The following is an 11,964-nucleotide window of genomic DNA, read 5'->3' as shown; positions in this document are numbered from 1 at the left end:
AGGACCAGCCTGTCGACGGCTACATCGACCTGTACCGCGCCTCGGTGGCTCGCCGGGCGCCCGCCGAGCCGTACGACCTGCCGCTCAGCGGCGGCCGGGACTCACGGCACATCCTGCTCGAACTGTGCCGCCTGGGAGCACCGCCGCGACGGTGCGTGAGCGGTTCGAAGTTCCCCCCCGATCCGGGGGCCGACGCCCGTGTCGCGGCCGTTCTCGCAGCCCGGCTGGGCCTGCCGCACACGGTGGTGCCGCGTCCGCGTGCGCAGTTCCGCGCCGAGCTGTCGGCGTTGCCCGCGCAGGGCATGACGACCCTGGACGGCGCGTGGACCCGGCCGCTCCTGGCTCACCTGCACCGCCACAGCCGCGTCTCCTACGACGGTCTCGGCGGCGGGGAGCTGACCCAGAACCCGAGCGTCGCCTTCATCCGGGCCCACCCCTACGATCCCGTCGGCCTGCCCCGCCTGGCGGACCGGTTGCTGGACGCGGGTCGGACCGGCCCGCACGTGGAGCACCTGCTGGGTCCGCGCACCAGCCTGCTGTGGAGCAGGCAGGCGGCCCGCCGGCGTCTGGTCGCCGAGCTGGCCCGGCACGCGGACAGCGCCTGCCCGCTCAGCTCCTTCTTCTTCTGGAACCGGACCCGGCGCTCCATCTCCGCGGCTCCGTTCGCCCTGGGCGACGGACGCCTCCTGACACACACCCCCTACCTCGACCACGCCCTCTTCGACCACCTCGCCGCGGTGCCACGCCGGTTCCTGGTCGGCGGGACGTTCCACGACCGGGCACTGCACCGGGCCTTCCCCGAGCACGCGAACCTGGGTTTCGCCTCGTCGGTGCCCCAGCGGCACGGGCCCCCGCTGGTCGCGCACCGGCTGGCGTACCTGCTGCGGTTCCTCGCGCACGCGGTGGCGGTGGAACCGCGGTGGTGGCGCAGCCCCGACCGCTTCCTGCAACGGCTGCTGGCCGCCGGCCGGGGGCCCGGAGCACCGCAGCGCGTCAGCCGGCTCCAGCCCCTGGCGCTCTACCTGCTGCAGCTGGAGGGCTTCGCCACTCGGCGTGCCGGCCACCGGTCCTAGGGCCGGGCACCCGCGCACCCGTCAGACCCGCACACCGCACCCGACCACAGCCGCAGGGCCCAGAAGGAGCGCACCGTATGCGGAAGACATTGCCCGTGATCAGCACAGGTCCCGCCGCGGGGGCGGCTTCGGGCGGCTGCTCGGCCGCGGCCCCGGCCCGTTCGGCACTGCCCCTCTGGCGCAAGCGCAGACTACGCATCGCCCTCGTGCGCCACCACGACCTGTGCCTGAACACCCGCCAGATAGCCCGGGTCCAGAAGCGGGCCGGTGTACTGCCGCACCTCGGACTGGGCTACATCCACACCGCGCTGAAGTCGGCCGGATTCCACAACGTCATCCAGGTCGACACCCCCGCCTTGGGCCTCGACAGCGAGGGGCTGCGCAAACTGCTCGCGGACTTCGAACCGGACCTGGTCGGGGTGAGCACCACGACACCCGGCCTGCCCGGTGCCCTCGAGGCGTGCGAGGCGGCCAGGAGCACCGGGGCCAAGGTGATCCTGGGCGGGCCGCACACGGAGGTGTACGCGCACGAGAACCTCGTCCACGACTCCATCGACTACATCGGCGTCGGCGAAGGCATCACGATCATGCCGGAACTGGCGGAGGCGATGGAGCGGGGCGAGGAGCCGGAGGGCATCCGCGGCCTGGTGACCCGCAAGCACGACGGTGGTGCCGCGCCCATGGTGAACCTGGAGGAGGTCGGCTGGCCCGAACGCTCCGGGCTCCCGATGGACAGCTACTACTCCATCATGGCCCCGAGGCCGTTCGCGACGATGATCTCCAGCCGCGGCTGCCCCTTCAAGTGCAGCTTCTGCTTCAAGCAGGCCGTGGACAAGAAGTCCATGTACCGCAGTCCCGAGGACGTCGTCGGGGAGATGACGGAGCTCAAGGAGCGGTGGGGGGTGAAGGAGATCATGTTCTACGACGACGTGTTCACCCTGCACCGCGGCCGGGTGCGGGAGATCTGCGCACTCATCGGGGAGCAGGGCCTCAAGGTCCGCTGGGAGGCGCCCACCCGCGTCGACCTGGTGCCCGAGCCGCTGCTGGAGGCGATGGCCGGGGCCGGGTGCGTACGCCTGCGGTTCGGCATCGAGCACGGCGACAGCGAGATCCTCGAGCGGATGCGCAAGGAAAGCGACATCGGGAAGATCGAGAAAGCGGTCACCTCCGCCCACGAGGCCGGGATCAAGGGTTTCGGGTACTTCATCGTCGGCTGGCTGGGCGAGACCCGGGAGCAGTTCCGCAGGACCGTCGACCTCGCCTGCCGGCTCCCGCTGGACTACGCCAGCTTCTACACCGCGACGCCCCTGCCCGGTACCCCCCTGCACAGGGAGTCCGTGGCCGCCGGCCGGATCCCGTCCGACTACTGGGACCGGTTCGTGCGGGGCGAGTTCGACACCCGGATCGGGTACCTGGTACCGGACGCGCAGGAGCGGGCCCAGCGGGCGTACCGGTCCTTCTTCATGCGCCGTTCGATGATCAGGCCGCTGCTGTCGCACATGGTGGTCACCGGCCAGTGGCGCAACACCCTGGACGGCCTGCGCAGCCTGCACCGGTCCACGTCCAACACCGATCGTGACTTCTGAACCCGCGGCCTCGGCCGTCCCGCGTCCGCCGGCCCGTCCGGGACCGCCGGTCCCCCTCAACCGTCCGCTCGGACGGCACAGGCGCCGGCCGCCCGGTGAGGGGCTCCTGACGCACCATCTGCGCAGCACGATGGCCCGGGGTTTCAGGCCCCCGGAGTCCTGGGAGGTCCCGGTCCGGCACGTGCTGCCGGGTCTGCCGGCGGACGGGACCCTGCGGGCCGAGGAGGCCGCGGCGGCGCTGCGCACGCCCGCCGGACAGCCGGGCATCGCGATGGTCGTGCCGACCTACGTCGCCCGGACCGGCCTGGCGCGGCAGCGGGAGTGGTTCGGCGCGTTGCTGGACCAGGCGGCCGCGGTGGCCGGGGACCATCCCCTGGTGCCCCTGGTGCTGTTCGTCGGCATGCAGTGGTCGTCGGCGGGCGAGGAGGAGGAGTCGCTGCGGCGCCTGCGAGTACTGCTGGCCGACGCCCGCGTCCGGCTGCCCGGCCTGCGGGTATGCGGTCTCTCGCTGCCCGGGCCTGGCAAGCCCCGTACCCTCAACGGGGCGATCGCGGTCGCCGGGCTCCTCGGCTGTGCGGGTGTCGGGTGGACCGACGACGACGTGGCCCTGGAGGAGGGTTGCCTGTCCCGGCTGGTGCGGGACTTCCTGGCGGCGGGGTGTCGCGGCGCGGTCGGCGCGACCAAGATCGCGCACGCCCACGCGTACGCCACTTCCCGGCTGCTGTCCCGGGCCAAGGCGATCGCCGCGCCGGCGACGAACTACCCGCACGGCTGCTGCCTGCTGGTGGCCGCCGACGTGGTGGCCAGCGGGCTGCCGGGGCGATATGTGTCCGACGACGGCTACGTGTGCTTCCGTCTCCTCGACCCCGCGCTGCCCGACCCGCTGGCCCGCCTGCGGCTGGTTCCGGACGCCCGGTGCCACTACTACGTGGCGGGGCCGGCCGGTGAGACCCGCCGCAGGATCCGCAGGCTGCTGCTCAACCACCTCGTCGACGTCGCCGACTGGCCGCTGCCCGTGGTCCGTCACTACTTCGGCCACGTCCTCTTCGGCGGCATGTGGCCCCTGACCGGTTTCGACTCCTCCCGCGGTGTCCTCCACGGCGCGAAGAAGGCGTTCATCAAGTGGCTGTACTTCGCGTGGTTCACGGGCATCGGGATCGAGCTGTACGCGCGGGGGCTGTGCGGCAGGCCGCTGCGCGGCATCGAGTGGGCTCCGTACTCGGACATCCGCAGGCTCACACCGTCGTCCCCGTCGTCCGCCGCGGCCTCACCGTCCTCGTCCACGTGTCAGGAGAGCTGATGAAGGTACTCTCGCTCCACTCCGCCGGGCACGACACCGGCGTCGCCTACTTCGAGGACGGGCGACTGGTCTTCGCCGTCGAGACCGAGCGGCTCACCCGGGTCAAGCACGACCACCGCTGCGATGTCGCCCTGCGGCACGTGCTCGCGCAGGAGTGCGTGGACACCGGCGGCATCGACCTGGTGGCCGTGAGTACGCCGGTGCGCAGCGGGCTGCTGCGCATCCCCGACATGGACCGGGCACTGGGGCGGACGTCGGCGGGCGCGCTCCACCACCGGACCGTCTGCGAGATGCTGGGGCGCCGGGTGGAATGCGTCGTGGTCACCCATGAGGTCTCCCACGCGGCGCTGGCCGCCCACTACGCGGGCTGGGGGGAGGGCACCGTCGTCCTCGTCAACGAGGGCCGCGGGCAGCTCACCCGCAGCTCCCTGTTCCGGGTGTCGGACGGGACCTTGAAGTGGGTCGGCAAGGACCCTCTGCCCTGGTACGGCAACGGCTTCGGGTGGACGGCGATCGGGTACCTCCTCGGTTTCGGCCCGAGCCCCAGCGTGGCCGGCAAGGTGATGGCCCTGGGCGGCTACGGGCAGCCCGACGCCCGCATCCGCGAGCAGCTGCTGGCGGTCGACCCGAACGTGATGAACGACCGGGAACTCGCCGAGCGGGTGCGCGCGGACCTGGCCGCCCGGCCCGAGTTCGACTCCGGGTTCGAGACGGCCTCGCATGTGGTGGCGACGTTCCAGGAGATGTTCACCGAGGCCGTCCGGGAGGTACTCGACCGGCACGTGACGCGCACGGACGCCGGGGTGGGCCCGATCGCCCTCGGCGGCGGCTGCGCCCTGAACATCGTGGCCAACTCGGCGCTGCGGGCGGAGTACGGACGGGACATCGCCGTCCCGCCCGCCTGCGGGGACGCGGGGCACCTGACGGGAGCCGGCCTCTACGCGCTCTCGCAGGTGGCCGGTGTCACGCCGGAGCCCTTCGACGTCTACCGCAACGGCGGGGGCAACAGCCGCGCCGAGGTCCTGGACGCGGTGGAGCGTGCGGGGCTGCGGGCCGTCGACTACGACCGGTCCGAGGTCGCCGGGGTGCTGGCCGCCGGCGGGGTCGTGGCGCTGACGCAGGGGGCGGCGGAACTGGGGCCGCGCGCGCTGGGGCACCGGTCGCTGCTGGGCTCTCCCTCGGTGCCGGGCATGCGCGAGCGCATGAGCGAGAAGCTGAAGCAGCGCGAGTGGTACCGGCCGCTGGGCGCCGTGATGCGCGACGAGCGGTTCACCGCGCTGTACCCGGGGCAGGCACCGTCGCCGTACATGCTCTTCGAGTACCGGCTGCCGGACGGGACCGCGCCCGAGGCCCGGCATGTCAACGGCACCTGCCGGATCCAGACCCTGGGCCCCGGCGAGGACAGGCTGTACGGTCTGCTCGACGCGTTCGAGGGACTGACCGGCGTGCCCGCGCTGATCAACACCTCGCTCAACGGACCGGGCCGGCCCATCGCGCACACCGCCCGGGACGTGCTCGACGACTTCGCGCACACGGATGTCGACCTCTTCGTGTTCGACGACCTGATGGTGCGGGGCGGCGCGGCACGCTGACACCGAGCTCCGGGGTGGGCCGGGCGGCCGGCCGGAAAGGCTCCGGCCGGCGCCGCTCATCCGCCCAGGTGCCGGGGGACGAGCCGGGTCAGTACGTCGTCCGTGTAGAGGTGGACGACCTGCACCAGGCCGGGGGCGCCGGACGGCACCTGAACGGCGGCCAGCGCCCGTCCGCGCAGTTCCTCCAGTTGGTCCATGACGTCCTGGCCGGCCACCGCCCCGGTCCGCATCAGATGAGCGAGGTTGCCGTCCCGCTCGCCGTTGCGGTCGTAGTCGGTCAGGTCGTCGGCCATGGTGATGGTCAGGGCGAAGGCCTCCGCGAACTCCCGCACGGCGTCGCCCGGTTGGTCGTCGCCGCCGCAGACGGCCGCGAGTGCCCCGTAGCGGCCCAGGAAGGCGGCGCCGTAGGTGCTCGCGTGGGCGCGCCACTCCTGGAGGTTCGTCGCCCGGCTGCGTTTGGTGCTTATCTGGCCGCCGCAGAGGTGGACGGCGTCCCGCTCCAGGATGTCCGTCACCGCCTTGGGCCTCCGCGCGAGGGAGGCCAGTTCGTGGAGGGCCCGCAGATGGAGGCGGAGGCAGACACAGGCGAGTTCGACCCGGTCGAGGCCGGTGTCGTCGTCCATCAGGTCGTCGAGGAGCTTCATGGAGACGATGTCGAGGGCCAGTGCGCGGGAGACCGCGGCCCGCCGGTCCGGGTCGGTCGTCCACTCGGTGAGGAAGTGGGGGACCCGCAGGTACAGGCGGAGGGCGGCGGTGTGGGCCACCAGATCCGGCGATCCCCCGGTCTCGGCGACGCAACGGGTGACGTGGTCGCGGTTGGCGGCCTCGGCGGCGAGCATGGACCGCGTGTAGTCGGCGGGCAGAGCCGTGACCGGAGCGGCCGTCACCGCCCGCTCCCCGGGCGGGCCGGGGCCGCGGTGTTCTCTCGGTGCTCCCCGCCGATCTCGGCGAGGGTGGTCCGCCAGTCCGGGTGTTCCAGCGCTCCGGCGAACCCCACGCGGTCGGCCCCGCTGTCGAGGTAGTCGGCGACCTGCCGGCCGGTGCGGACGTTGCCGCTCACGAAGAGGACCTGCTCGGGTCCGAGCCCCTTGCGGAAGTACCGTACGACCTCGGGCGGCACGTGATCGTTGCGCGAGTACAGGTAGACCAGGTGGAAGCCGAAGGTGCGGGCGACGTGGAGGTGCCGGTCGATCTCCTCGGTGCTCGTGGTGCTCACCGGCAGGGTGCCGAGCAGGTCCCCGGTACGACGGTCCTCTCCGAAGGTGAGGGCGGCGGTGAGGATCAGCTCGGGCCACTCCTCGCGGGGTATCCGGCCGGGGCAGGCGGCCAGGGTCTCCAGGAGACTCTTCCACACGAAGTAGTCGTCGTCGGAGCCCAGCAGCGCGGGCAGCAGCACCGCGTCCGCGCCGCGGACCACCGGGAACCCGGCTCCCGGACGGGGCGGGAAGTGCAGGACGACCGGCAGCGGCGTGGCCGCCTTCACCGCCGCCACGTACGGTTCCATGTGAGACTCGAACGACTCGTAGTCCGTGCTGGCCAGGATGACGGCGGCGAAACCCAGCCGCGTGAGCTCCGCCGCCTTCTCGGCCGCCTCCGTCACCGGGACCTTGAAGGGGTCGATGATGTGGACGGGTCCCGGCCGGTGGTCGCGCAGCCGGGCGAGCACGCGCCCCGGTCGCCAGAGCGGTGGTGCGGCGTGGAGTTCGGTGTGGTGGCCGAGCCGCGGTAAGGCGTTCACCAGCGTCTTCCCCCTTGTCGTCCGGGCGGGTCGCGCGACGGGGTGCCGGCCGCGTCACGCGTTCGGATGAGGTGTCGCGCGTTCGGGCGGATGTGCGGGGCGCTCTGGTTCTCGGGGCGTTCTCCGACTGTCCGCGAGTGTTCGGCGCGGCGCCGCCGACGCCGGAGCGGGTGCCGACGCCCGCGCCGCCCCGCGGTATTCCGTCATGCCCGTACGGGGAACCATCACGCCGTTGTGGCATCCGCCGAGGCCGGGGCGGTGGAGGGGCGCTCCGGAACCCCTCGGCGAACCCTCCCGGTGGATCGACCGGCGGACGAACCGAGGGCGTCGTTCACGTGCTCCCCTTCCGCTGGAGAGACGGACAGCGGGTCCGCCGGGCCGCGTCGAGAACAGGCGGCAGGGCGGTTACCGATACTACACGCGTTCGTTTCCACGGGGTAGGGAGATTTCGTGCAGTGGTCATGAATGCCGGTCACCGGAGCGGAAATGCCCCGGCGCTTTGCGCACGGGGCATTTCCAGTGGTCGGGAGCGCATTCACGCGAATTGCAGATGACGTCGGCGCCGCAACCTGCCCGCCGTCACGCATCCGCTCGCCACGACCAGCAGCAGCATCACCCCGACGGCGTGGGCCACCCCCGAGGCGAACGAACCGGCGCCGGCGCCGTCGACGGCGTAGGTGATGATCTCCCTGGTCGACCAGAAGGGCAGCACCTTGGCCGAATCCTTGGCCGGGTCCATCACCATCTGGGCGCCGATGACGGAGATCAGCAGCAGGGCGCCCTCCATGTCCCTCGGCACCGCAGCCCCGAGCAGCAGCCCCAGGGGCACGGCGACCAGTGTGGTCAGGGCCAGTTCCACCAGGACGGCCTGCGGGTACCGCACGTCCTGCCCGACCAGGACCACCACGGCGTAGAGGGCGCTGACGCCCAGGCCCGCGGTGAGGAGGGCCAGCAGGCGTCCCGCGAAGAGCTGGAGCGGGCGGAACCCGGAGAGGGCCAGGAGCGGTTCGGTCTCCCGGCCGCCGACCGCGGAGAAGAGGGCCGCGGCACTGACCGCGAAGCCCACACCGAGGCTGGCGAAGCGGACGGCCTGCCCGGTCTGGTCGTAGCGCCCGAGGTAGAAGACGAGCGGGACCAGCAGCAGCAGACCCAGCACTCCTCGCCGGCGCAGCAGTTCGCGGAAGGTCATCTCCGCCATCCGCAGGGTGGCTGTCATCGGATGCCCCTGTCCTTGCGGGGGGTGAGATCCACTACCTGGTCCACCCGGTCGAGTTGGTTGAGCATGTGGGTGACCACGACGACGGCCTTGCCGGCCTCGCGCCATGCCCAGACGCTCCGCCAGAAGTCCACGTAGGAACCGTGGTCGAACCCCTGGTAGGGCTCGTCGAGCAGCAGCAGGTCGGGGCCGCCGAGAGCCGACAGCACGACGTTCAGCTTCTGGCGGGTGCCGCCCGACAGGTCCTTGGCCAGGACGCCCTTCGCCGGGGACCAGTCCAGCTCTTCCGCGATTTTCCGGCCGCGGCGGTCGGACTCCTCGCGGCTCAGGCCCCGGCCCGTGCCGAAGAGGGTGAAGTGCTCCCCGGGGGTCAGGAAACCCATGACGCCGGCGTTCTGCGGGCAGTAACCGAGGCTGCCGGAGACGGTGACCCGCCCCTTGTCCGGGGAGATCAGGCCGGCGCAGATCTTGAGCAGGGTGGATTTGCCCGCCCCGTTGCTGCCGACGATCGCGGCGACCTCGCCCGCGCGCACGACGATGTCCACACCGGTCAGGACGCGGCGGCGTTTGTAGCGCTTCACGATGCCCCGCGCCTGCAGGAGAATCCTGCGGTCGGCGGGCCCGGACGTGCCGTGGAGTCTCTCCCGGGCACTGACGGGATGGGCCATAGGGCTGCCACCTTTCTGCCGACCGTGCCAAGCGGCACGCATGGCCGGCCTCATTGGTCGGGATTCATGACTCGACCGGGTTCGCCGCCTCGGTCTGTGCTCGCGGACTCAGCCTGCCACACGCGGCGTCAGGCGGCCGGGACCGCGACCTCCCGGGAGCCCGGATCCCCCGCAAGCCGGTCGCGGGGGATCCTACGGGGCGGCCGGCCGGGGAGCGGGCTCCCGGCCCCCGCATTTCGGCCATCTGTCTCCCGCGCCCGGAGCCACTCTTGCAGGTCCGCCCGGCGGCTGGTTAGCGTACCGACCCGGCCACATTCACCGCTCATGTGTGCGCTGTCCGTGTCAGGGTTCAACTCGCCTCTTCCGGAGTTCGCCGCCGGGGCGGGAGCCGGTGGGCCGCACCCCGTGTCAGGGCCAGAGGGAATTCCGCTCGGAACGACGAAGGGGACGTGGATGCGCGGGGGGACCGTGGACCGTCGTGTGTGGTGGCAACGGGCCGTGGCCCGCGGTTTCGCGCCGCCGCCCGCCCGCCCCACCCCGTTCGTCCTGGTGGGGCGCGAGGGATTGGACTCGGACGTCCGCGGCGAGGTGCGCGAGGACGGCGTGACCGGCGTACGGCCCGGCGGGGCGGCCTTCCCGCTGCCGTCCGGTGGCCTCGGGGTGCTGCTGCCCACCTACGTCGGGCGGTGCGAGGCCAAGGCGCACGAGCGGACGTTCCGCCACCTGCTGGACTCCCTGGCGGAGGTGCGGCAGGCCCATCCGTCCCTCCCCCTGTCCGTGTGGGTGGGCATGCAGTACGGCCCCGGCGAGGACGAGGAGGCGCTGCGCAGGCTGCGCGGGCTGTCCGGGCTGGTTCCCGGGGACCTGGCCCTCACCCTGGTCGGCCTGGCCCTTCCCGGGCCGGGGAAGCTGCGCACGGTGAGCACGGTCCTGCGGCTCTCCGAGGACCTCGGCTACTCGGGCTGGCTCTGGACCGACGACGACATCGAGATCGCTCCGCACTGCCTCGCCCTGCTGGTCTCCCGGTTCCTGGAGCGCGGGGAACGGGGCGCGGTCGGAGCGCACTCGGTGGCGCTGGCCCGGGAGACGGCCACCTCGCAGGTCATGGACCGGGTCTCGGGCGTCACCGCTCCGCCGAAGGCCTGCCCCGCGGCGGCCTGTCTGGTGGTCGCGGCGAACGTGCTGGGCACCGGTATTCCGGTCAGACGCCTGACCGACGACGGGTACGTGGTGTTCGAGCTGCTCGACGCCGAGGCGCCCGATCCGCTGCACGACCTGGAGGTGCTGCCGGAGGCCCGGATCAGCTTCTACCGCGTCAGCCGCACCCACGACACCTTCCAGCGGCTGCGCCGCTCCCTCTACAGCCATGTGACCTGCGTCGCCGACTATCCCTGGCCCACCGCGCGGGTCTACCTGACCCGGGTCCTCTTCCACGGCCTGTGGCCGCTCGCGGCCTGGGACGGCAGCCGCGGTCCTGTGCGCGGCGTGCAGCGCTGGCTGGTCAAGGCGCTGCACTTCACGTGGTTCTGCGGCGTGGCCTGCTCCCTGGCGGTGCGTGGTGCGGCGGGACGGCCCCGGCGTCATGTGGTGTGGGGCGACGAGGGGGACTTCCGCAGCCCCGCCGCCGAGGAACCCGCCGCGGGAACGGCTGCCGGGCACTGACACACGAGGTCGCCCCCCGGGGCGGCCCGAAAGGAGACCCGATGGCGACAGCCGGTCCGGCCGAGGCGGCGGTGACCGTCATCCTGCCCCACTACGACTGTGCGGCGTACCTGGGTACGGCCGTCGCGTCGGTGCTCACCCAGGACCGTCCGGACCTCCGGCTGACGGTGGTGGACGACTGCTCACCCGGCCAGACGTGGGTCCCCGAACTCCGCCCGTACGCCGGCGACCCGCGGCTGACGGTGCTGCGCACCTCCCGGAACGTCGGGCACCTGCGGATCAAGAACAAGGTCCTGGAGTCGGTGGACACCCCTTACGTGGCCTTCCAGGACACCGACGACATCAGCCTGCCGGGCCGGCTCCGCCACCAACTGGCCGTCCTGGAGAAGGGCCACGCCGACCTGGTCGGGTGCGCCTACTCCTACATCGACGAGGCCGGCCGCACGACGGGGCGGCGGCGCATGCCCCGCAACGGCAACCTGTGGATGCGCCTGGGACGGACGACCGTGCTCCTGCACCCGTCCTCGGTGGTCCGGCGCACGGTGCTGGAGACGCTCGGCGGCTTCGACGGCACCGTGCGGCTGGGCGCCGACACCGACTTCCACCTCCGGGCGGCCCGCCTGTACCGGCTGCGCAGCGTGCGCAAGGTGCTCTACCGGTACCGGATCTGGCCCAAATCGCTCACCCAGGCGCCCGAAACCGGGTTCGGGTCCGCGGAGCGCCGGGCGTACACGGAGGCGATGACCGCCCAGGAGGAGCGGCGGCGACGGGCCCGCACCCGTGAGGAGCTGCTGCCGCTGCTGGTCGCCCCGCCCAACGACATCGACTTCACCCTGACCCGGGTGGACCTCGGTTAGGGGCGGGTGTGGACGACGTGGATGACGCCCCGGCGGAGAACGCGGACGCGCCGCTGCCCCGGATCGCGGCGGTGGTGGCCGACCCGGACGGCGGCGGGGAGCGCACGGTGCGCGCCCTCCTCGCCCAGACGGTGCGGCCTGCCTCCGTGACCGTGGTGACGGCGGCCCCCGCGCCGCCCGGAGGCGGGCCGAAACCGTGGGACGAGGTCCGGTCTTCCGGCGCGGCCGGCGGCGGGGGGGGGCCCCGCCGCCGGGGGGGGGCGCCCCGCCGG

The 11,964-nt window shown here is 72.7% G+C and carries 10 protein-coding genes and 1 pseudogene; 7 read left to right on the top strand and 4 right to left on the bottom strand.

Annotation, left to right across the window (positions count from 1 at the left end; genetic code table 11):
* The 4 genes from AC2CJA_RS17715 to AC2CJA_RS17700 form a co-directional block, all read left to right on the top strand.
* On the top strand, nucleotides 1-1,073 hold a 1,073-nt coding region (locus AC2CJA_RS17715), incomplete at its 5' end, for an asparagine synthetase B family protein (protein ID WP_484603667.1).
* A gap of 77 nt (nucleotides 1,074-1,150) precedes the next feature.
* Nucleotides 1,151-2,659 carry a B12-binding domain-containing radical SAM protein gene (locus tag AC2CJA_RS17710; protein WP_484603666.1) on the top strand — a complete coding sequence of 503 codons (1,509 nt, stop codon included), beginning with the start codon at nucleotides 1,151-1,153 and terminating at the stop codon, nucleotides 2,657-2,659.
* 130 nt (nucleotides 2,660-2,789) lie between these two features.
* Nucleotides 2,790-3,959, top strand: a complete 1,170-nt coding sequence (locus tag AC2CJA_RS17705; protein ID WP_484603665.1) for a hypothetical protein — start codon at nucleotides 2,790-2,792, stop codon at nucleotides 3,957-3,959.
* On the top strand, nucleotides 3,959-5,551 hold the full coding sequence (locus tag AC2CJA_RS17700) for a carbamoyltransferase C-terminal domain-containing protein (RefSeq protein WP_484603664.1): 1,593 nt from the start codon (nucleotides 3,959-3,961) through the stop codon (nucleotides 5,549-5,551). Before AC2CJA_RS17705 ends, AC2CJA_RS17700 begins: the two co-directional genes overlap by 1 nt.
* Before the next feature lie 56 nt (nucleotides 5,552-5,607).
* Here AC2CJA_RS17700 and AC2CJA_RS17695 read toward each other — a convergent pair whose 3' ends face one another.
* The 4 genes from AC2CJA_RS17695 to AC2CJA_RS17680 form a co-directional block, all read right to left on the bottom strand.
* Nucleotides 5,608-6,438: a Moenomycin biosynthesis protein MoeN5 gene (locus AC2CJA_RS17695; protein ID WP_484603663.1), complete on the bottom strand. Its 831-nt coding sequence runs from the start codon at nucleotides 6,436-6,438 to the stop codon at nucleotides 5,608-5,610.
* Nucleotides 6,435-7,289: a geranylgeranylglyceryl/heptaprenylglyceryl phosphate synthase gene (locus AC2CJA_RS17690; RefSeq protein ID WP_484603662.1), complete on the bottom strand. Its 855-nt coding sequence runs from the start codon at nucleotides 7,287-7,289 to the stop codon at nucleotides 6,435-6,437. Before AC2CJA_RS17690 ends, AC2CJA_RS17695 begins: the two co-directional genes overlap by 4 nt.
* A gap of 535 nt (nucleotides 7,290-7,824) precedes the next feature.
* Complete coding sequence (locus AC2CJA_RS17685) at nucleotides 7,825-8,505, bottom strand: hypothetical protein (protein WP_484603661.1); 681 nt, start codon at nucleotides 8,503-8,505, stop codon at nucleotides 7,825-7,827.
* A complete protein-coding gene (locus AC2CJA_RS17680; protein ID WP_484603660.1) occupies nucleotides 8,502-9,173 on the bottom strand; it encodes an ATP-binding cassette domain-containing protein in 672 nt (223 codons plus the stop codon). The genes AC2CJA_RS17685 and AC2CJA_RS17680 overlap by 4 nt, the downstream gene beginning before the upstream one ends.
* A gap of 453 nt (nucleotides 9,174-9,626) precedes the next feature.
* Between AC2CJA_RS17680 and AC2CJA_RS17675 the strand changes: the two genes are divergently transcribed.
* The 3 genes and pseudogenes from AC2CJA_RS17675 to AC2CJA_RS17665 form a co-directional block, all read left to right on the top strand.
* Nucleotides 9,627-10,835, top strand: a complete 1,209-nt coding sequence (locus AC2CJA_RS17675; RefSeq protein WP_484603659.1) for a glycosyltransferase family 2 protein — start codon at nucleotides 9,627-9,629, stop codon at nucleotides 10,833-10,835.
* Between the two features lie 41 nt (nucleotides 10,836-10,876).
* Nucleotides 10,877-11,692, top strand: a complete 816-nt coding sequence (locus AC2CJA_RS17670) for a glycosyltransferase family 2 protein (protein WP_484603658.1) — start codon at nucleotides 10,877-10,879, stop codon at nucleotides 11,690-11,692.
* Nucleotides 11,693-11,700: 8 nt separating this feature from the next.
* Nucleotides 11,701-11,964: pseudogene (locus AC2CJA_RS17665) on the top strand (glycosyltransferase); the annotation flags it as partial.

It is taken from the genome of Streptomyces sp. ATLC9, from assembly GCF_057196705.1.
This window is presented reverse-complemented; position numbering and strand designations above follow the sequence as displayed.